22 protein-coding genes are annotated in these 18,975 nt (G+C 69.8%); 4 read left to right on the top strand and 18 right to left on the bottom strand.

All coding sequences use genetic code 11. The annotated features are described in order from the left end of the window. Both IPP98_05870 and IPP98_05865 read right to left on the bottom strand, forming a co-directional pair. The coding region (locus IPP98_05870) for a heavy-metal-associated domain-containing protein (protein ID MBL0178643.1) at nucleotides 1-283 on the bottom strand (283 nt) is incomplete at its 3' end. Next, nucleotides 267-464 (bottom strand): heavy-metal-associated domain-containing protein, encoded by a 198-nt coding sequence (locus tag IPP98_05865; GenBank protein MBL0178642.1) that lies wholly within the window; start codon nucleotides 462-464, stop codon nucleotides 267-269. The genes IPP98_05870 and IPP98_05865, both read right to left, overlap by 17 nt. A 119-nt stretch (nucleotides 465-583) precedes the next feature. Between IPP98_05865 and IPP98_05860 the strand changes: the two genes are divergently transcribed. Continuing rightward, complete coding sequence (locus IPP98_05860; protein ID MBL0178641.1) at nucleotides 584-1,606, top strand: GAF domain-containing protein; 1,023 nt, start codon at nucleotides 584-586, stop codon at nucleotides 1,604-1,606. Between the two features lie 172 nt (nucleotides 1,607-1,778). Here the strand turns inward: IPP98_05860 and IPP98_05855 are convergent, their stop codons facing one another. The 7 genes from IPP98_05855 to IPP98_05825 all read right to left on the bottom strand — a co-directional run bounded on the left by IPP98_05855 (nucleotide 1,779) and on the right by IPP98_05825 (nucleotide 8,858). Beyond that, nucleotides 1,779-2,426, bottom strand: a complete 648-nt coding sequence (locus IPP98_05855; GenBank protein MBL0178640.1) for a TonB-dependent receptor — start codon at nucleotides 2,424-2,426, stop codon at nucleotides 1,779-1,781. Nucleotides 2,427-2,592: 166 nt separating this feature from the next. Next, entirely contained in the window at nucleotides 2,593-4,002 is a 1,410-nt protein-coding gene (locus IPP98_05850; protein ID MBL0178639.1) for a TonB-dependent receptor plug domain-containing protein, read from the bottom strand. Nucleotides 4,003-4,096: 94 nt separating this feature from the next. After that, complete coding sequence (locus IPP98_05845) at nucleotides 4,097-4,432, bottom strand: hypothetical protein (protein ID MBL0178638.1); 336 nt, start codon at nucleotides 4,430-4,432, stop codon at nucleotides 4,097-4,099. Beyond that, entirely contained in the window at nucleotides 4,432-6,021 is a 1,590-nt protein-coding gene (locus IPP98_05840; GenBank protein ID MBL0178637.1) for a GAF domain-containing protein, read from the bottom strand. The genes IPP98_05845 and IPP98_05840 overlap by 1 nt, the downstream gene beginning before the upstream one ends. Before the next feature lie 2 nt (nucleotides 6,022-6,023). Further along, nucleotides 6,024-6,275 carry a (2Fe-2S)-binding protein gene (locus tag IPP98_05835; GenBank protein MBL0178636.1) on the bottom strand — a complete coding sequence of 84 codons (252 nt, stop codon included), beginning with the start codon at nucleotides 6,273-6,275 and terminating at the stop codon, nucleotides 6,024-6,026. A gap of 132 nt (nucleotides 6,276-6,407) precedes the next feature. Beyond that, the gene (gene thyX / locus IPP98_05830; GenBank protein ID MBL0178635.1) at nucleotides 6,408-7,163 is read right to left on the bottom strand and encodes an FAD-dependent thymidylate synthase; all 756 of its coding nucleotides are present in this window, start codon (nucleotides 7,161-7,163) and stop codon (nucleotides 6,408-6,410) included. A 99-nt stretch (nucleotides 7,164-7,262) separates the two neighbouring features. Next, complete coding sequence (locus tag IPP98_05825) at nucleotides 7,263-8,858, bottom strand: FAD-binding oxidoreductase (GenBank protein MBL0178634.1); 1,596 nt, start codon at nucleotides 8,856-8,858, stop codon at nucleotides 7,263-7,265. A gap of 90 nt (nucleotides 8,859-8,948) precedes the next feature. On the opposite strand from IPP98_05825, the gene IPP98_05820 reads away from it, so the two are divergent. Beyond that, nucleotides 8,949-9,740 carry a DUF116 domain-containing protein gene (locus IPP98_05820; GenBank protein MBL0178633.1) on the top strand — a complete coding sequence of 264 codons (792 nt, stop codon included), beginning with the start codon at nucleotides 8,949-8,951 and terminating at the stop codon, nucleotides 9,738-9,740. Nucleotides 9,741-9,821: 81 nt separating this feature from the next. On the opposite strand, the gene IPP98_05815 is transcribed toward IPP98_05820, so the two are convergent. The 9 genes from IPP98_05815 to IPP98_05775 all read right to left on the bottom strand — a co-directional run bounded on the left by IPP98_05815 (nucleotide 9,822) and on the right by IPP98_05775 (nucleotide 16,926). Next, a complete protein-coding gene (locus tag IPP98_05815) occupies nucleotides 9,822-10,304 on the bottom strand; it encodes a hypothetical protein (GenBank protein ID MBL0178632.1) in 483 nt (160 codons plus the stop codon). Next, complete coding sequence (locus tag IPP98_05810; GenBank protein ID MBL0178631.1) at nucleotides 10,301-11,185, bottom strand: 3-hydroxyacyl-CoA dehydrogenase family protein; 885 nt, start codon at nucleotides 11,183-11,185, stop codon at nucleotides 10,301-10,303. Before IPP98_05810 ends, IPP98_05815 begins: the two co-directional genes overlap by 4 nt. Next, nucleotides 11,182-12,048, bottom strand: a complete 867-nt coding sequence (locus tag IPP98_05805) for a hypothetical protein (protein ID MBL0178630.1) — start codon at nucleotides 12,046-12,048, stop codon at nucleotides 11,182-11,184. The genes IPP98_05810 and IPP98_05805 overlap by 4 nt, the downstream gene beginning before the upstream one ends. Before the next feature lie 4 nt (nucleotides 12,049-12,052). Then, entirely contained in the window at nucleotides 12,053-13,246 is a 1,194-nt protein-coding gene (locus IPP98_05800) for an acetyl-CoA C-acyltransferase (GenBank protein MBL0178629.1), read from the bottom strand. A 60-nt stretch (nucleotides 13,247-13,306) separates the two neighbouring features. Continuing rightward, nucleotides 13,307-14,026, bottom strand: coding sequence for a zinc ribbon domain-containing protein (locus tag IPP98_05795; protein MBL0178628.1), 720 nt, complete (start codon nucleotides 14,024-14,026; stop codon nucleotides 13,307-13,309). Then, nucleotides 14,023-14,637, bottom strand: coding sequence for a ribonuclease HI (locus IPP98_05790; protein ID MBL0178627.1), 615 nt, complete (start codon nucleotides 14,635-14,637; stop codon nucleotides 14,023-14,025). The genes IPP98_05795 and IPP98_05790 overlap by 4 nt, the downstream gene beginning before the upstream one ends. A gap of 17 nt (nucleotides 14,638-14,654) precedes the next feature. After that, entirely contained in the window at nucleotides 14,655-14,882 is a 228-nt protein-coding gene (locus tag IPP98_05785; GenBank protein ID MBL0178626.1) for a hypothetical protein, read from the bottom strand. Between the two features lie 125 nt (nucleotides 14,883-15,007). Next, nucleotides 15,008-16,258 carry an amidohydrolase family protein gene (locus IPP98_05780; protein ID MBL0178625.1) on the bottom strand — a complete coding sequence of 417 codons (1,251 nt, stop codon included), beginning with the start codon at nucleotides 16,256-16,258 and terminating at the stop codon, nucleotides 15,008-15,010. 125 nt (nucleotides 16,259-16,383) lie between these two features. Beyond that, nucleotides 16,384-16,926 carry a hypothetical protein gene (locus tag IPP98_05775; protein MBL0178624.1) on the bottom strand — a complete coding sequence of 181 codons (543 nt, stop codon included), beginning with the start codon at nucleotides 16,924-16,926 and terminating at the stop codon, nucleotides 16,384-16,386. A 148-nt stretch (nucleotides 16,927-17,074) separates the two neighbouring features. Here IPP98_05775 and IPP98_05770 point away from each other — a divergent pair, with 148 nt between their 5' ends. Both IPP98_05770 and IPP98_05765 read left to right on the top strand, forming a co-directional pair. Further along, entirely contained in the window at nucleotides 17,075-18,115 is a 1,041-nt protein-coding gene (locus IPP98_05770; protein ID MBL0178623.1) for a zinc-binding dehydrogenase, read from the top strand. Beyond that, nucleotides 18,112-18,834: a hypothetical protein gene (locus tag IPP98_05765; GenBank protein ID MBL0178622.1), complete on the top strand. Its 723-nt coding sequence runs from the start codon at nucleotides 18,112-18,114 to the stop codon at nucleotides 18,832-18,834. The genes IPP98_05770 and IPP98_05765 overlap by 4 nt, the downstream gene beginning before the upstream one ends. Nucleotides 18,835-18,975: the final 141 nt, after the last annotated feature.

Below are 18,975 nucleotides of genomic sequence, written 5' to 3'. Positions count from 1 at the left end.
CGCGATCGGTCGTGGCGGCGATCGCCCCCTGATCGGGCGCCGGCAGCGAGGCGCCGTATCCGGTGGCCTGGACGAGCGCAACGAGCCGTTCCGGCGTCACCTGGGCCGGGTCGAACTGCACCGCGGCGTTCGCCATCATCAGGTTCACCGATGCCGAGGCGACCCCCGGCTCGCGCTCGAGGGCCCGCTGGACTCGGGCCTGGCAGGCGGCGCAGGTCATCCCCTCGACCGTGAGGGTGACCGCGTCGGCATGAGGCGCCAGCGCCTCAGTCGTGGTGGGCATCCACCACGGTCGCGGTGGCGTGGTAGCCGGCGTCGGTGACCAGATGGGCCAACACTTCGCCCGTGGGACCGTCCGGCGCGACCTGCACCACCGCCCGCCCCATCTGGACCGTCTGGACCTCGGCGCCCGCAACGCCCGTCAACGCCTGCTGCACAGCCCGCAGGCAGTGCCCGCAGCTCATGCCTTCGATATGCAAAGTGACCGTCGCCATCTGACCGCTCCGAATGAAGGACTCCTCCAACCTATATAGGGGTGGGGGGTATGACAAGGGGCGCATTCCATGGCACACCCCGTGCACCTTTGGCCACCCTTATGGACGCCGACGACTCCCAGCCCTCCGACGCACTCGTTCCGGTCCTGACCTGGCCGGGGCGCCGCCCGTCGTTGGCAGACCTCGGGACGTGGCACGAGGCGCTGACCAATACCGTCGCCGGGCTCGTCGCCGCCGACATCGTCGCGCTCTGGCTCTACCCCTCCCGCGGGGGCGCCGTGCTGATCGGGCCGAGCGGCCTCTCGGCCGAGCGGATGCCGCCGCCGCCCGCCGAACCGCTGGTCTCGCAGGAAGGGCTGTACGCCCTCGAGGATCGACTCCGTGCCGCCGGCTATTCGTCGGTGCTGGCGGTGCCGATCCGCGCCGAGATGCAGGACGTGGGGTTGTTGCTGATCGGCTCACTCCGGAACGACGCCCACACCCTCGCCGACCTGCGCCTCCTCCACCGCACCGCGGCGCAACTCGCGACCGCGTGCCGACGCCTCGCCGCCTTCTCATGGGTGGTTCCGGGGCCAGTGGCCGACGAGCGGAGCGCGATCATTGCCAACGTCACCGAAGGCGTGCTCGAAGCGATCGGCCGCGCCCGTGAGGGTGGCGACCTCGTGCAACTGGTTTCCGATGCGCTCAGCAACCAGGTGCCGCACGATCGCTGCGAACTGATCGCCGTCGCCCCCGCCCCCGATTGCTGGGCGCTGTTGAGCAGCAGCCGCTCCACCAGTGGCCGCATCACGCTCGACGCCGAGACCACCGATGCGGTCGACGCGCTGGTCTTCCACCTCGGCTCGCGCAGCGTCGCGCGGATTCCCGACCTCCGCTTCAGCGAGACGCCGTGGCCCTCGCTCCCGGGCAGCCATCCCCAGCGCGTGCGTTCCCTCCTCGCCGCGCGCCTCGACATCGGCGACGAATTCGTCGGCTGGCTCTGCCTCGGCAGCGAAACCCCCGCCTGGTTCCGCGAAGAGGACGAAGCGGTGGCACAGCTGGCCGCGCGGATTCTGGCCGCGCGGGTGGCCGGGTGGACGGCGAAGGCGGAGTTGCGCGGGGCGTGGCGGTAAATAGGCGTTAGTCGTTGGTCGTTGGTCGTTAGTCGTTAGTCGTTAGGGGTGTAGGTCCGTCATCCCGACCAACGCGAGGGATCTGCGTGGTAGTGAGCACGCAGGTCCCTCACTTCGTTCGGGATGACAGTTCTCGCACTCTAACGACCAACGACCAACGACTAACGACTACCTAGAAATCCACCCCCACCCGCACACTCACATTCCGCCCCGGATCATCCGCGTACGTCTTGTACCGGCTCAGGAACGCCCGGTACGACACATCGAAGAGATTGCGCACCTGCAGGTCCACGCGCAGCGTCTGCGCTCCCACGTTCAGCTTGGCCCCACCACTCACTGACGTCAGCGTGTAGGCGGCCGGCGCCGTGTCCTCGGGATCGAGGCGCGTCTGCTGAGTATTGTGCTCGACGCCCACCTCGGCGTACGGCGCGGCCCGACCCTGTCCCTCGTAGCGCACGCCGCCGGTTACCCGCAGCGGCGCCACGAAGGCGAGTGGCTGGTCGGTGGTGGTGTTCTGCCCGCGGGTGTAGTCGCCACCCACGCGCAGGTGCACGCGGTCGATCGGGTGGTACTCCATGGCGGCTTCGACGCCGCTCAGGACCGCGTCGCCCTGGGTGATGTCGTAGATCTGGAAGCCCGACTGCGGGTCGTCGACGCCACTCGGGTTCGGGTAGATGTAGTTCGCGATCGCGTTGCGGAAGACACCGAGCTCGCCCTGCACGGCACTGCTCTGGGCGCGGACGGCGAGGTCGACGTTGAGGGAGGTCTCGTTCTTCAGGCCGGCGTTGCCGCGCTCGAAGCGCACGGTCCCCTCATGCACCCCGTTCGAGAACAGCTCGAAGGGCGACGGCGCCGGAAGCCCCGGCCCACGTTGGCGACCAGCGCGATCGGCTCGTTCACCCGATAGAGTGCGCCGACGTTGCCGGTCACGGACGAATAGTTGCGCGTGCCGGCGGCCAGCGCGAGCGCGGCGTCGGCCTCGTTGGTCAGCCGCCGATAGTCGTAGCGCGCCCGCCGGAAAACTGCCAGCGGCCGCGATCCACCTGGCCGAAGCCGTAGACCCCGACATTCCCCGTCGAGTTGTTCGGGACGAGCGTCTCCTCCCCGGACTTTTCGAAGGCGGTGTGCATGGCGGAGAGTCCGAGCACCGTGGCCACGCCGCCAAAGACCTGATGCAGGTGGAGGTTGGCCGTCCCCGTGGTCGAGAGCAAACCGAGGGCGACATCCGTCGCGCCGGTCGCCTCGAACTCGCGCCGCCGATTCCGTTCGCCGCCGAGGTCGATGTCGAGCCGCCCGCCACCCGACGTCGCGATGTTGCCGTTGACGGCCACGCGCGTCGAGCCGATGCGCTGGAATGGCGTCGCCGTCGGATCCTCGCTCGGGTCTTCGTGGATCTCGAGGCGCTCGGCGCGATGGGACACCGTCGCGGTCACCGAACCCCAATCACCCCGGACACCGAGCGCGCCGGAGCCACCCTGCATCGCTAGCCCCGAATTGAAGAGCGCGCCGGAGGGGGTGCGGACGTCGTCTTGCCGACGGCCGGAGAGCGTCGCGCGGAAGCCGATCACGCCGCGCGCCCCTTCGACCAACAACGAGCCGTCGGGGGCGCGGCCATTGCTGGCGTAGCTGCCGCTCAAGGTGCCGCGCAACAGCGCGCCGCGCTCCTTGGCATCGGGGAGTTCGCGCTGCACCACGTTGATCACGCCGCCAAGCGCATCGGAGCCGTAGAGCACGCTCGCCGGCCCGCGGATCACTTCAATCCGCTCGGCCGTCGCGGTCTCGACGTTTGGCGAGTGTTCGTCGCCCCACTGCTGCGTCTCCATCCGCTGGCCGTTGTCGAGGATCAGCACGCGATTGCTGCTGAGCCCGCGGATCACCGGCTTGCCGATGCCGGTGCCGGTCGATGAATTGCGGAGCCCGGGCTGCAGTTCAAGCACCGCACCGAGCGATGGCGCCTGCGCGGCGGCCAGCGCATCGCTCTGCAGGACCGAGAGCGGCTGCGGCGACTCGAGCACCGACGTGCCCACTGGCGTGGCGGTGGTCTGGATGGCGGCGAGTTCGACCACCGACGGCAACAGCCGCGCCTCGAGCGTCGACGTGGCGCCGCTCAGGGTGAGGCGATAGACGCGCGGGCGGAAGCCGATCGCGGCGATCGAAATCCCGTAGGTCCCCTCCGGGATCCCGCCGATGCGGAAGCGACCCTCGGCATCGGTGGTCGTGGAACGGTTGGCCTCGAGGACGACGACGCGCGCCTCGACGATTGGTTGGCCGAGGGTGTCGGTGACGCGGCCGGCCAAGACGACCGCGCCGACCAGGTGATCAACGGAGTGAGCAACGATGTGACGGGGCACGACCGGCGCGGTCGCGAGGGAAGCGAGCAACAGGGGGAACAGCATGAGCAGACTCCAGTGCAGAAGCGATGATCCACGGGAACGATCACGCGACTCACCCGAGGGCGAGGACGCGACCGTCACATTCAGCGTGTGTGGGTCAGCTCTGGCTGGGAGGCGCGCGGGGACCAACGGGGATCCCGACCGCGCGGCGCGCGATCGGTGGCGTCGCCGGGCGACGCACGACGGTGGCCAGGTCCCCAAGCAGCGATGGGATCGCCGCCTCGTGGACGCCTTCGCCCGCGGACTGCAGCGTCTGGCCAAGGACGCAATCGCCGGCGTGACAACTGACGCCGGCCGCCTCGACGTGCACCGCCTGTTCGGGGCGGTCACGGTGGAACAACGCCGCGTCGACGAACGGCAGCCCAGCCACCCCGACCTGCAGGAGGATGGCGAGCCGGCCGAGCCAGCGCCCGATGCGTCGCGAGGCGTGCACTAGAAGCCGCTCGCCGCCGCCCGCTTGGGCGGGCCATCGACCGGAATGAGGAACCAGAAGGTGCTCCCCTTCCCGTAGATCGACTCGACGCCGATCTGGCCGCCATGCAGCTCCACGAAGCGCTTGCAGAGCGCCAGCCCGAGGCCGGTGCCCTGGGCCGCGCGCGACGCGGAGGTGTCGACCTGCGAGAATTCCTGGAAGAGCTTGGACATATCCTCGGCCTGGATGCCAACGCCTGAATCGGAGACTGAGATCCAGACGACATCCCGCGTGGACAGTTTCACCCGGTCCATCGCGCCCGCCCCGGCGGCGGCCGGCATCGGCGCCACGGTGCGCACCGCCGAGACGGTGATCCGCCCCCCTTCGCCGGTGAACTTCGAGGCGTTGGAGAGGAGGTTGAAGAGGATCTGCCGGACGCGCACGCCGTCGGCCAGGACATCGAGTGTCGACCCCTCGGAGAGCTCGACGACGCATTCCTGGTTCTTCGCGGTGCGCAGCGAGGCGGTGTCGGTGATCGCCCCGTTGATGCAGTCGCGCACGTCGGTGCTTGCCAGCGACAGCTCCATCCGGCCCGCTTCGATCTTCGAGAGGTCGAGGACGTCGTTGATCAGTCCGAGCAGGTGTCGACCGTTCCGGAGGATCGCCTCGAGGAAGTCCTTCTGCTGATCCTCGAGCGGACCGAGCCCCTCGGTGAGCAGCAGGTCGGAGAAGCCGATGATGGCGTTGAGCGGCGTCCGCAGCTCGTGCGACATGTTGGCGAGGAACTCGCTCTTGAGCTGCGTGGCACGCTGCAACTCCTTGTTCTTCGCTGCGAGCATCCGCTCGTTGCGGCGCAGCTCCTCGAGCACCGTGGTGCGGTCGAGGCCGAGGACGACCTGGTCGCCGAGGGTCTGCAGCAGCTGACGATCGTGATCCTCGAACGGCCGGCCATCCTTGCGGTTGTAGGCGCAGACCGCGCCGACCACGAGCCCGGCCGAGCGGAGCGGCACCATCGCCGCGGAGATGAGCCGGCCCGCCAGCTGCTCGTGCGGATGGTTGCGCGGATCCTTCTCCATGTCGTCGACGAGGAGCGCGGTGTCCTCGGAGATCACGATGCCCACGAGCGAATGCTCCATCGGCACCAGCGACCCGACCGCCGGGAGGAGCGGCCCGGAACCCGCCACCACCTTGGCGAAGCGGCCTTCCTCGACGACCAGCATGATCGCACCACCCTCGGCGCCGAGCAGGTCGGCGGCCGCCTGGGCCACCTGGCGATTCAGGGTCGCGAGATCGTTGCCGGCGAGGAGCGCCGCGGCCAGGTCGCGGAGTCGCTCCAGTTCGCCGTTGCGGCGGGCGGCCGCCGCGAGCGCGCGGGAGAGCGAATTCTTCTGGTGTTCGGCGAGGACGCGTCCACGTCGAAGCGTCAGGAGGGCGATGAAGGACGCGACGGCGGCCGCGGCCATGCCGGTGTCGTAATGCTCCGACGCCAACAGCGCGACCGAGGCCCAGCCGCTGACCAGCGCCGCGAATACGAGCGGCCCGGTGGTGAAGAGCCGCTCATGCCACTTCCGCGCGGCGGCGGGACGCTGGGGAGCGATTTGCGGCGGCACGATCAGCTCGCCTCGTCGCCGAGCACGACCACGTCGTCGGCCACGTCCTCGAGGATCTCGCTGAAGACGGTGGTGCCGTCGGCCAGCATCGCCCGCAGGTAGGGGCGACACATCCCGCACTGGTCGCCGCAACCGGTCTCGTCCATGATCGTCTCGAGCGTCCAGCCGTTGGCGCGCGCGACCGGGAGCAGCTGCGCAAAGAGCAGCCGCTGGCAGACGCAGCGATCAATCCGGACGGCGGGACGCCAATTCACGCGCGAAGGGTCCCCAGCCTGACGGCCACGGCCCGGCCGATCCCGGCGCGGGTCTCCTGGGCATGCGCTGTGATGGACATTCCGGAAATCTACGGAGATGCGGTGCGGGAAGCGAGGCACCGCCCCCCTCCGCTAGACCTTGTGGTAGACCACCCGGCCCGCGCGCTCCCCATCCTCCGCCTGATAGAGCTCGAAATCGGCGAAGAAGCGGGGGGCCTCCTTCCGGAGCGTCTCGAGCAGCCGGACGGCGAGCCGCCGGATCTCCCGCTCGGCACCCTCGCCCAGGCGCAGTTCCAGCATGGTCCGCCAGGCGCGGATATTCCCGCTCACGACGATCTTGGTCTCGGTGCCGTTCGGCAGGACCGAACGCGCCGCCTCGCGCGCCATCTTGCGGCGGTGCACCCGATCCTCGACCCAGGCGTAGCGCTCCATCAACCGGTCGACGGCGGCGACATAACTCGCCTGCGCGGCCTCCATCTGCTCCGACCACGCCGCCTCGAGCGCTTCGTCGCCCTGAATCGCCGGCGGCATCACGAAGGCGGCCGTCGATTCGTCGACATACCGCTGCGAGAGCTGGGAATAGCCGAACCCGGCCCGATGGCGCACCAGCTCGTGGGTCAGCGAGCGCGACACCCCCTCGATCAGCACCACATAGACCGCATGCTCGAAGACCGACCCGTGTCCCGCGCGGAGGATGTTGCCGAGGTACTCCGCCGTGCTGCGCCCGGCCGGGTTGCTCTGGCTCATGTAGCAGAGTCGGCCGGCGAACTCGGCGATCTTCTCGCCGTCGGTCCCCTCGTCCTTCCACTGCACGGGGAGGTGCGCCGGCTCGACGAACTGCGGGCGGCCAATGAGGGTGACGACGGGATCGCGGTAGATGGTCAGCATGGAGGTCTGCGCCGGTAGAGGGTCGGGAAGATCCGCAAAATGTAGTCGAATCGAGGTGAGGGGTGAGGGGGCGCGGGATGATCGATCATCGATGATCGATCATCGATCATCGTTCAACCATCGGCTCTCCCCCCAGCGCCCCTCCCGCTCGATCGCCGCCAGCGCCTCGGCCATCCCGGCCGGGAGCGGCGCCGCGTCGGGCCCGACTTTGAGCCGACTCAGCGGGTCGCGACCGTCGTCGAGAATCACCCCGGGATTGTGCCGGCCAGCGGGGTCGAACGCCGCCTTGATGGCGCGGAAGCAGGCGGCCGCCTCGGGGCCGAGGAAGCGCTCGATCAGCGGAGCGCGGAGCCGTCCGGCGCCATGCTCCCCGGAGGGCGTTCCGCCGAGTGCGAGCAGCGCATCGGCAACCCCCTCGTAGACGCGTCGCACCCGGCCGAGCCAGTCGGCCTCACGCAGGTTGGGGAGGAGATTCACGTGCACGTGGCCATCGCCCGCGTGGCCGAACATCACCGCGTCGATCCGCTCGGCACGGCAGGCCGCATCGACCGCGTCGAGGTAGTGGCCCAGCGCCGCGGGCGGGACGCAGCCGTCCTCGATGATCTGCAGCGACTGCCGACCATCGGTGAGTGCCGCCAGTCGGGGTGAGGCGCCGTGGCGGATGCGCCAGAGCGCCGCGATCGCTGCCGGATCGGCTGCGACGGCCGCCTCGGTCACCCCCGCACCCAGCGACGCGAGTTCCCCCTGAAGCGCCGCCGCGCGGTGATGCAGCGCATCGGCACGCTCTCCTTCGAGGTCGGCAAGCAGCACCGCCGCGGTGCCCTCGGGGACGTCGGCCTCTACCAGGCGGAGGAAGGAGCCGTCGAGGAATTCGAGCACCGCCGGATCGTGGCGGCGCACGGTCTCAAGTGCCGGCACCAGCAGGGCGCGATCGGCGAGCACCACCCGCAACGCCAGGCGGTGCGCGGCGATCGGGGCGAGGCGCACCGTGACCTCGGTCATCACGCCCAGGGTACCTTCTGCGCCGACCACCAGATCGACGAGGTCGCCACTGGCCCACCAGGCCGCGAGATCGTAGCCGAAGCTCTGCTTCCGCGTACGCGGCCATCGCGCCAGGATCGCCGCACGATGCCGCGTCAGCAGCGGCAGCACGTCACGCTGCCAGCGCTGGATGGCGGGGTGGCGCGCGTCCGGCATCTCGCCGCGGGTCAGGGTCAGCGGACCATCGTCGGTCTCGAGTGTCACCGCCTCGACCCAGCGGCGCATGCCGCCATCGTGGACGGTGCGCGCACCGGCGGCGTTGGTGCCGATGAGCCCGCCGAGCGTCGCCCAGCCCGCACTCGATGGATCGAGCGGCAGGTGGAGCCGATGCGGCGACGTGGCCTGGTGCAGGAGTGGCAGGGTCAGCGACGGCGTGCAGGTGGCGACGCGGCGCGCGGCATCGACCACGCAACGGCCCGCGTCGAACGCCGTGAGGTCGAGCACGACGCCCTCGCCGACGTTGCCACCATCCATCGCGCTGCCGGCCCCGCGCGGCGTGATGGCGAGCCCCGCCTCGCGCGCCTCGGCGAGCACCGCCCGCAGCTCCGCCAGCGTCGTCGGCCGGGCCACCGCCGCCGGGATGATCCGGTAGACGCCGCCCCCCTGCGCATAGCGGGCGCGAAGGTCCGGATCGGTTCGAAGGAGTGCTCGCATCCCCGAAAAGTACGCAAGGACGCGGCGCGTGGCGTCGAAGTTGGGCCGTCCCCTTGACTCCGACCCGCTCGGTCGGAGATTTCCCCCCCAATGACTGCCCCGCGTGCGGAACTGATCCATATCGACGTCGATCGTCGCCTCGGCCATGAGTGGGACAAGTGGAATGGCGAGCCGCTGCCCAACGGCGGCAACTACGACGCGCCGCCGGCGCTCTTCTTCGCCTGGGCGATCACCTCGCTGATCGTCGCCCTCGGCTTCGTCTCCCTCGGGCTCTTCCTCCTCGACCCGCGGATCGGGGACCTGCACCCCCGACTGCCGCTCCTCCTCTGGTCGGGGTTCGGCATCCTCATCGTCATCGTCTTCGCGTGGTGGCTGCTGATCGGCGCCTCGTATCTCGTCCGCTTCCCGCTGCTGCCGCCGATGCTGGCCGAGCGCGGCCTCTTCCTCAACGTGATGGGACTCACGTCGAAGGTGGCCTCGTGGTTCAAGACCCGCGATCGGGTCGAGAACGCCTCCGTGAAGGTCTACAACACACTGGCGCTGCTGCGCACCCGCAAGGTGGGCCACGGCGAGCTGCTGCTGCTGATCCCGCGCTGCCTCTCGCGCGTCACGCTCGACACCGTGCTGAGCATGGCCGGGAAGTATGGCGTGCCGGTCTTCGTCGCGACACGCGGCCAGCTGGCGCGCCGCGTGATCCGCGAACGCCGCCCCCGCGCCGTGGTGGCGGTGGCCTGCGAACGCGACATGGTGACGGGCCTGCATGATGTGGCGGGGAAGGTGCCGGTCCTCGGCCTGACGATGACGCTCCCGGCCGGGCCCTGCAAGGATGCGGCGCTGGACTACGAGATGTTGGAGAAGTATCTGCAGGCGTTCGTGGGATGATGGTCGTTAGGCGTTAGTCGTTAGTCGTTAGAGTGCAGAGGCCGGCTCCGTGTTAGAGGGCCGGCCTGCTCGTTCTAACGACTAACGACTAACGACTAACGACTTTGGGCTCTCCCCGTACAGCTTCACCAACTTCGCCATCACCGCCGCCACCCGTTGCGCCACCGGATGCGCGGCGTTGACCTGCCGTTCCAGCGACCGCCCGTCGCGCGAGGGATCGGCCGCCGGGCGATAGACGATCTCGACGGTGATGGCGCTGTGATTGGGTTGCGATGGGTCGATCCAGGCACGCAGCCGAACCGTCTCGTCGCCGAGCGGGCGCCGCGTCGTCGGCTTGAGGGTACGGGCGTCGAACCACGGCGTCTCGAGCCAGCCGTCGTTCGGCTCGGTCCGCGAGACCGGGATCGAATCGGCATCGAGCGCCAGCGCCAGCGCGCGCGTCGCCTCGGGGACGAAGAGCTCCCACTCCGCGACCGATGCGGACGGCACCGGCGTCATCGCCGGGCGGGTCGTGGTCGGATAGCAGGCCGCGAGCAGCACGAACACCAGGCTCCAGCGCCTCACAGCCCGAGCTCCATCGGCACCGGCTGCGCGCCGCGCCAATCGTAGAAACCCACCCCGCTCTTCCGGCCGAGATAGCCCGCCGCGACCATCCGCCGGAGCAGCGGCGGCGGCGCGTAGCGCGCCTCGCGATACTGATCGAACATGATTTCGCCGATCTGCACCACGGTGTCGAGGCCGATGAAGTCGAGCAGCGTGAACGGCCCCATCGGATGGCCGGCGCCGAGCTTCATCGCCGCGTCGATGTCGGCGATCGTGCCCACGCCGCGCTCCAGCGCGTGCACCGCATCCACCAGATAGGGCACCAGCAGCAGGTTGACGACGAAGCCCGATTCATCGCGACTGGTGATCGCCGTCTTCCCGAGGCCGCGAGCGAACTCGAGCGCCGCATCGACCGCGTCTGGCGCAGTGCGGACCGAGCGCACCACCTCGACCAGCGGCATCATCGGCACCGGATTGAAGAAGTGCATGCCGAGCAGCCGTTCCGGAAGGTGCAACCCCACGGTCTGGTCCACCACGCTGAGCGAGGACGTGTTCGTCGCGAAGAGCGTCTCGGCGCGGCAGATCCCCTCGAGGCGCTGCCAGAGCGCGCGCTTGGCGTCGAGCGACTCGACGATCGCCTCGATCACCAGGTCGCAGACCGCGAAGGCGCCGAGATCGGGGACGAAGTTGATCCGGCTGCTGGTGGCGAGGAGCGCCTCCGGTGTCAGTTTCCCCTTCTCGACGAGCTTCGCCAGCGACGACTCGATCCGGCCGCGCGCGGTGTTCCACTGGGCGCCGTTGCTGTCGTGGATGAGCACATCGTGCCCCGCCATCGCCACCGCCTGCGCGATACCACTGCCCATCAATCCCGCGCCGACCACCCCCACCGTGCCGATGCTCACTTCTCCTCCAGCGCCTTGCGGACTTCGCGGGTGATGTCCTTGACCACCTGGCCAACCTCGCGCGCGAGCTGCTGCGACCGCGGCGGCGGCGACCCGGCGCCAAGCGCAGGCCTCCGTTCCAGGTCGTCGAGCATCCGTTCCAGCCCCAGCTGTGCGCGCGTCGAGATCGGCCGGAAGCTGCGCACCGTCAGGGCACCGGTGCCGAGCCCGGCCACAGCGGGAATCAGCGCGAGCAGTTCGGCGGCAGGGTACTGCACCAGCGCCATCACCCCCGCCGTCACCGCGACGCCGGTCCCGGCCAGCACGCTGGCGCCGGTGACGTAATTCCGGCGACTGCGCCGCAGGGTGGCCATCACCGCGACATGACAGAAGCCATCTTCGAGCGGGGTGATCACCGCGGTGAGCAGCTCGGTGTCGTTCTGGTAGGGCTTGGCGCTGGTGCCCTCGAAGACCCGCTTCATCTTGCGCATCGCGCCGGCGAAGGAGTCGAGCGGCTCATAGGTGGTGCGCCCCAGCGTGGCGCGCTGCACGACGAAGTGCTCGTGCTTGTCGATCCACGCCGTGAGCGCGGCACTCACCGAGGCCTCGGTCCCCTGCACCACGCGCTCGGCGCGGAGTTCCGCCGGTGCGACCCATTCGTCGAGGATCCCCTGCGGCTCCATCGGCGCGATGCGGGTCCGTTCCTCGAGCAGCGCCTGCTTGAGCACCTGCGGTGCGATGCCGACCTCGTTGCCGAGGGCGACGACTTCGTCCTCGGTCAGCCCCTCGCCGATGTCGTGCGAGGCGGCCTGCAGTTCGGCGGCGCGCTGCAGCACGCGGTCGAAGGTGGCGCGGTCGATTCGCCCGGGAAGATTGTTGGCCATCGCGTCAGCCCCCGAACCCTTCGACGATCACGGCAATGCCCTGCCCGCCGCCGATGCAGGCCGCACCCAGGCCGATCCCGCCGCCACGCGCACGCAGTGCGTGCAGCAGATGCGCCGTGATCCGCGCGCCGCTGGCGCCGAGTGGGTGGCCGATGGCGATTGCCCCGCCGTGCACGTTGGCGCGCGCCGGGTCGAGTTCGAGGTCGCGCGCCACCGCGAGATACTGCGCCGCAAACGCCTCGTTGATCTCCACCAGATCCATCTGCGCCATCGTCATCCCCGCCCGTGCCAAGGCCTGCCGCGCGGCAGGCACCGGGCCGATGCCCATGATCTCCGGCGGCACCCCCATCACGCCCCATGAGACCAGTCGCCCGATCGGTGCGGCGCCCGCCTTCGCCGCCGCCTCGGCGGTGGTCATCACCAGCATTGCCGCGCCGTCGTTGATCCCCGACGCCGTGCCCGCGGTGACCGTGCCCCCGGCCCGCGTCACCGGTGGCAGCTTGGCGAGCCCTTCCGGCGTCATGTCGCCGCGGATGTGCTCGTCGCGCGCCCAGGGCACGTCCTGCTTCGTCTTGCGGTCGCGCAGCATCACCGGCACCACCTCGTCCGCGAAGACGCCGGCGGCCCACGCGGCGGCCGCACGCTGCTGCGACACCAGGGCCCACGCCTCGCAGGCCTCCCGCGTGATGTCATACCGCTGCGCCAGGTTTTCGGCGGTGTCGGCCATCGCGCAGCCACCGAAGGAATCGGTGAGCCCTTCGAAGAGCGAGTCTTCCAGCAGCGGCGACGGCCCGTACTTGATGCCCCACCGGGCACCGCGTACCACGTGCGGCGCCTGACTCATCGACTCGGTGCCGCCGGCAAGGACCGCGGTGGCCTCGCCGAGGGTGAGTCGATGCGCCGCCTGCACCACCGCCTCGAAGCCCGAGCCGCAGAGCCGATTGACGGTCACCGCCGGGGTCTCGACCGCGAGGCCCGAGCGCAGCGCCACGTGCCGCGCGCAGTACATCGCGTCGCGCGAGGTCTGCATCGCGTTGCCCACGATGGCGTGATTGACCAGCGAAGCGTCCAGGCCTGCACGCGCCAGCGCCGCCTCGGCGGCAATCACGCCGAGGTCGGTGGCCGAATGATCCTTGAGCGCTCCGCCGAAGGTGCCGAAGCCCGTCCGGACGGCGGAGAGGAAGACGATGTCCGTCATCCTCGGAATATGGCGAGGGGAGTGGTTCGCCGCGCCCCCCGGCCGGGGCACGGCGTCAGGTCAGCTGGCTGGCAGCCGTTCGCCGCAATCGGGGCAGTGCTTCCAGCCCCGTTCCACCGCCACGTTGCAGGCGGGACACGTCGGCTCGCGCTGATCGGCACCGCAGAAGGGGCAGAACTTCACGGTCCGGCCGCTCGGCAGCGTGGCATCGCAGCTCCAGCATCCGGCACCGGGGGCATCGAAGCGCACCTGCGTCACGAAGGCCGGCGCGGGCGCCGGCGGCATCGGCGGTGTCGGCGCCGCCACGGCGGCGTGATCGGCAGCCACCTCGGCGCGAATCGGGATCACCGGCGTCTCGACCACCGGCTCGGGCGGAGCGTCCGGCGTCGGCGGCGCCCAGGGCGACGGCTCGGGCGGGGTCGGTGGCCGAAGCGGCAACACGCCGTCGAGCCGCATCGCCGTGCTGGCATGGAAGGTCACCGTGGCTGACCGCAGCAACTGCAGGACATCGAGGTCGGGGATTCGCGCCGCCATCGTGGTCCGCGCCATCTCGGCCGCATCGGCAGGCTCCGCCATGACGAGCCCTTCTTCCTCGGCAATCAGGCGGAGCAGCAGCGCCTCGTAGTCCTCGCTCACATCGATGCCGAGGAGTCGGCGCGCCACCCGATACGGCATGGTGCGGTCGAGGATCGACCCGACGGCGATCGGCCCATCGACGGGGCCACCCTCGGCGCGCCACTGCGCCAGCAGCGCGGCGGCGAGGCGTTCAAGATCGGTCATGCCCCCACCTCCTTGATCGGGAAGCGCTCTCCGGCCGCGAGCCGTGCCTCGAGCGCCGCGAAGGTCGCGTCGGGGTCGTACCCCAGATACTGGCGCGCAGCGTGCTTTCCCTCAAGCCAGGCATCGTATCCGGATTCGATGATGCCATCGGAGGTGATCTGCTTCGTCGCCGCCGCAATCGCGAGGTCGTTGGCGTATTCGTTCTTCGGATGGCCCGCGTGGCCGCGCACCCAGATGAACTGCACGTCGTGCAGGTCGAGCGACTGCCAGAGCGCGCGCCACAGCTCGAGGTTCTCGATCCCGCCGCCCTTCCGCACCCAACCGCGTGCCTTCCACGCCGGGGCCCACTCGCGAATCCCCTTTACCAGATATTCGCTGTCGGAAATCACCAGCAGGCGGAGACGATTCTTCTTCTGCCCGAGCAACTGGAGCGCGGCGATCGCACTGGCAAGCGCCATCCGGTTGTTGGTGGTCGCCTTGGAATGGAGGTAGAACTCGCGGCGCTGCAGGCCGGCACTGGTGCGGATTTCGACGAGCCCGCCGGCGCCGCCGGGGTTGTCGCCCGGTTTGCCGTTGCCGAGACAGCTCTCGTCGAGATGCACGATGGCGATAGGAAGCGAAGACTTGGTCAGGGGTCGATCACCTGGAAATGGTCGAGGTCGCCGAGGATGAAGAGCATGTCATCCCCGGTCATCGCGAGATAGCCCGCCAACGCTTCCCGTCCGCGCGACGTGGTGATCGCCGAGGCGACCACCACGTACTCGTTCCCGCGCCGCCGCAACAATACTCGCTTCCGCCGGCGCACCGCGTGCTCCAGCTGTTCCATGCGCTCGGGGGTCCAGCGGAAGGAGGCCATGGCGTGGGCGGAGCACCCGGAGGGGATGATGGATGATGGATCATGGATGATGGATCTGGGCCCGGCTACATCGCACGCCCCGAATATACCCCCCGAGCCATCGACCATCCATCATCCATCATCCATCATCGTTGTACCCACTCCCCCCTGCTCATCACCCTGACAATCAGCCGCGTGTTGCGGATCTCGACGAGCGGGTCACCGCCGAGGACGACGAGATCGGCCGCGGCACCGGGGCGCAGGCGGCCGAGATGATCGGCACGGAGGAGTTGGGCACCGTTGACGGTCGCGGCACGCAGCGCGTCGAGGGGAGAGAGGCCGGCGTGCACCAGCAGCTCCATTTCGAGGTGCACGCCGGCGCCGGGGACGAGCAGCTGATTCGACGCATCGGTTCCGGTCGCGACGCGGCCACCGGCGGCCACGAAGCTCCGCACGAAGGCATCCTGAATCGGCCGCGCCTCGCGGAAGCGCGGATAGATCCCTGGTGTCCAGCCGGCGCGCGTGATCATGCCGGGGACGTTCCAGTTGCGGCGTGCGGAGTCGGGCACCGCGGCGAGATCGGGGGAGCGATAGACGAGCGAGTCGTCGAGATGCGCGAAGGTCTCGTGCAAGCCGAGGGTCGGGACGAGCACCACGCCGGTGGCGGCGAGGTCGCGGGCAATGCCACCGAGCGCCGCGGGTGCCATCCGCGCCCAGGCGAGTTCGAAGGCGGTCCAGCCGTCGAAGAAGCCGCGGCGATGTCCGGCCTGCAGCGCGAGGGAATCGTCCGAGGCCTCGGGGACACCGCTCAGGTGTTCGATCGAGGTGACGCCGAGCATCGCCGCTTCGACGGCGTTGGTCAGGCCGAGGTGCACCGCGACCGGGCGGCTCTGCGCCCGCGCGGCGGTCACCAGCGCGCCGAGCAGCGGCGGGGTCAGGTGCGTGTAGCCCTTGATCCACTGGACACCGGTGGCGGCGAGACGCTGGACCACGGCAGCGGCCGAATCGGGCTCGGCGAGGGCGATCGCATCGGGATAGGTGGTCGGCGGCGCATCGACCATCGCGCCGGCGAGAAAGAGGCGCGGCGTCGGGCCGCGGCCCACCATCGCGCGCAGCGTGTCGGCCAACGGCAGGCCGTCGTGGAGGTCGCGCACCGTGGTGACGCCGTAGCGGAGCGACGCGGCGAGGCCCCACGGCTGCAGGTGCGCATGGGCATCGATGAAGCCCGGGACGATCCAGCGACCGGCCAGGTCGACGGTCGTCGCGCCCGAGGGGACGGCCAGCTCCGCGGACGAGCCGATCGAGACGATCATCCCATCACGGATCAGCACCACGGCATCGGGAATCGGGCGCCCCGAGACGACGTCGATCACGGTCGCCCCGGTGAGCGCGGTCACACCCACCCCGGCGGGTGCACCAAGACATCCACCGAGCCAGCAGAGCAGCGCGGTGGCCCACCACCCCAAGTGACGACGCGCCCCGGGAAACCCGGGGCGCGCCATCATGGAGCCCTGAAGTGGAATCACTTCCGCTTCTTGGCGGCCTTCTTGGCCGGCTTCTTCGCCGGGGCCTTCTTGGCGGGCGCCTTCTTGGCAGGCGCCTTCTTGGCCGGCTTGGCCGCCTTCTTGGCGGGCTTCGCGACCTTCTTGGCGGCCTTCTTCGCGGGCTTGGCGGCCTTCTTCGCCGGCGCCTTCTTGGCCGGCTTCGCCGCCTTCTTGGCCGCCTTCTTGGCCGCCTTCTTCGCCGGCTTGGCCGCCTTCTTGGCGGGCTTCGCGGCCTTCTTCGCCGGCGCCTTCTTGGCCGGCTTGGCCGCCTTCTTCGCGGGCTTCGCTGCCTTCTTGGCCGGGGCCTTCGCGGCAGGCTTCGCGGCGGCCTTCGGCGCGGGCTTCGCCGCGGCCTTCGGGGCCGGCTTCGCCGGCGCCTTCTTCGGCGCCTTCTTCCGCGTCTTCGGCGCGGGGAGGTTGCCCACGGCCGGCTCAGGAATGTCGAACGCCGGGACGGCGGCGGCACTCTGGCCCTGGGACTCCAAGGACCCGTAGAACAGCGAATCTTCGTTCATCGCCATCGGTACTCTCCTGCAGGATGCAGTGGGAAAGGGTTGGGATCGCTCTCGCCGGGCCCGCGTTGTCAGGTGCAGTGCACGCCGGTACAGGTCGAAGCGCTATTATATGTCGCGTCACTCCCTCGCTTCTGCAAGGTGTCGTCACCAACGAATGCGCGCGCTCTCTCTCACCGCCACCGGCGGTCCCGAGCATCTGGCCGTTCTCGACCTCCCCGCGCCGCGCCTGCAGGCGCCCGATGAGGTCCGCATCGGCGTCCGCGCCATCGCCCTGAATCGCCTCGACCTCTGGGTGGCCGACGGGCTGCCGGCCGCGCCAATCAAGGCGTTCCCGCATATCGTGGGGGCCGACGCCGCCGGCGTCGTGCTCGAGGTCGGCCCTGCCGTCACTTCGGTCCAGGTCGGTGATCGCGTGGTGGTGAACCCCGGCGTCTCCTGCGGCCACTGCACCGCATGTCTCGCGGGTGACGAAGTCTTCTGTCGCCACTTCGGATTGCTCGGAGAGCATCGCCCCGGCACCGCCGCCGAGGAGATCGTGCTCCCCGCACGCAACGTCGCCCGACTCGAGGGCGAGTGGAGCTGGGCCGAGGCGGCCGCCTTCCCCCTCGCCTCGCTGACCGCCTGGCGGATGCTGACGACCCGTGCGCGGGTACAGGCGGGAGAATCGGTCCTCATCTGGGGCATCGGCGGCGGAGTCGCCGTCGCCGCGCTCCAGATCGCCCGCTTTCTCGGCGCCCACGTCGCGGTCACCTCCGGCTCCGACGCCAAATTGGCCCGGGCCGCGGCGCTCGGCGCCGAACTCGCGCTCCAGCACGGCGGCGCCGCTGACATCCCGGCGGCCGTCAAGGCACATTTCGGGCGCGGCGTCGATGTCGTGGTCGACACGGTGGGGGCGCCGACCTGGCCACGGTCGCTCAAGGCGCTGCGCCCCGGGGGCCGCCTGGTCACCTGCGGCGCAACTGGCGGCCCCGAGGTGACTCTCGACCTGCGCCGGCTCTTCTGGTTCCAGTGGAGCCTGCTCGGATCGACGATGGGCACCAGCAGCGAATTCGCGGCGGTGGTCGCCCATGGCAACGCCGGACGCTTCCGACCCCCGGTCGATGCGATCTTTCCCCTCGCCGATGGGGCCGCGGCCTACCAGCGCCTCGCGGCCGGCGATCAGTTCGGCAAACTCGTGCTTGAGGTCTCTTCGTGAACGCTCTCTCGGAACGGCTGCGCAATGGCGCGGAGCAACTCTGGCAGGTGATCCCCGCCATGCTCATCGCCATCCTCATTCTTGTGGCGGGCTATTTCGTCGCCCGGACCATCGAGAAGTGGGTCGATGCGACGCTGAAGCGCCTCAACTTCAACAAGGTCGCCGAAGCGGGCGGCCTGCGCGAAGCGGTCGACCGGACCGGCTCCCGGATGGACCCGGAACACGCCGTCGGCAAGCTGCTGTTCTGGTTGATGATGCTGATCGTGATCCTGCTCGCTTCGGCCGCCCTCGGCCTCGAGAGCATCAACGAGATGTTCGGCATCATGATCTCGTTCATCCCGACCCTCATCTCGGCGATCGTGATCGTCATCCTCGGGATGATCGTCGGCGAGTTCGTGCGCGGGGTGATCGTCGCGTCAGCCGGCGGCGTGGAAGGGGTGCCGACGCTGGCGAAGGTGGCGAAGGCCGCGGTGGTGGTGATCGCGATCTTCATGGCGCTGCAGCAGCTGGGGGTCGCCGAGGAGATCGTGACGTCGGCCTTCACGCTGATCCTCGGCGCGGTCGCGCTCGCCGTCGGCCTCGCGTTCGGCTTCGGGAATCGCCGGCTGGCGGGCGAGATCACCCGCGAGTGGTACGAGGAGAATCGCGAGCGTCGCCGCCCCAGCACGCTTCCCGATGAGGAAACGGCGGAGTCGGCCGACGCCTCGCTGATGGACTAGTTGCCCTTGGCGGCCGCAGGGATCGGGTAGCGCAGCAGGCGGATCCCCTCGGGGAATTCCTCCGCCATGATGATCCACGCTGCCGTCGATGCCGATCGCGCTGCCGCGGCTCGGCACCTCGATCACCGCCTTGAGGCCCGT

The sequence above is a fragment of the Gemmatimonadota bacterium genome (assembly GCA_016720805.1).
Lineage (GTDB): Bacteria > Gemmatimonadota > Gemmatimonadetes > Gemmatimonadales > GWC2-71-9 > Palsa-1233.
Note: the sequence above shows the minus strand (reverse complement) of the source record. Positions and strands in the feature narration are given on the sequence as shown.

Bases quoted from the DNA above. Each gene is read 5' to 3' on its own strand.
- IPP98_05770 (MBL0178623.1), top strand. From the start codon at position 17,075: ATGCGCGCGCTCTCTCTCACCGCCACCGGCGGTCCCGAGCATCTGGCC.
- IPP98_05800 (MBL0178629.1), bottom strand. From the start codon at position 13,246: ATGACGGACATCGTCTTCCTCTCCGCCGTCCGGACGGGCTTCGGCACC.
- IPP98_05850 (MBL0178639.1), bottom strand. From the start codon at position 4,002: ATGCTGTTCCCCCTGTTGCTCGCTTCCCTCGCGACCGCGCCGGTCGTG.
- IPP98_05805 (MBL0178630.1), bottom strand. From the start codon at position 12,048: ATGGCCAACAATCTTCCCGGGCGAATCGACCGCGCCACCTTCGACCGC.
- IPP98_05785 (MBL0178626.1), bottom strand. From the start codon at position 14,882: ATGGCCTCCTTCCGCTGGACCCCCGAGCGCATGGAACAGCTGGAGCAC.
- IPP98_05775 (MBL0178624.1), bottom strand. From the start codon at position 16,926: ATGGCGATGAACGAAGATTCGCTGTTCTACGGGTCCTTGGAGTCCCAG.
- IPP98_05825 (MBL0178634.1), bottom strand. From the start codon at position 8,858: ATGCGAGCACTCCTTCGAACCGATCCGGACCTTCGCGCCCGCTATGCG.
- IPP98_05820 (MBL0178633.1), top strand. From the start codon at position 8,949: ATGACTGCCCCGCGTGCGGAACTGATCCATATCGACGTCGATCGTCGC.
- IPP98_05795 (MBL0178628.1), bottom strand. From the start codon at position 14,026: ATGACCGATCTTGAACGCCTCGCCGCCGCGCTGCTGGCGCAGTGGCGC.
- thyX (MBL0178635.1), bottom strand. From the start codon at position 7,163: ATGCTGACCATCTACCGCGATCCCGTCGTCACCCTCATTGGCCGCCCG.
- IPP98_05865 (MBL0178642.1), bottom strand. From the start codon at position 464: ATGAGCTGCGGGCACTGCCTGCGGGCTGTGCAGCAGGCGTTGACGGGC.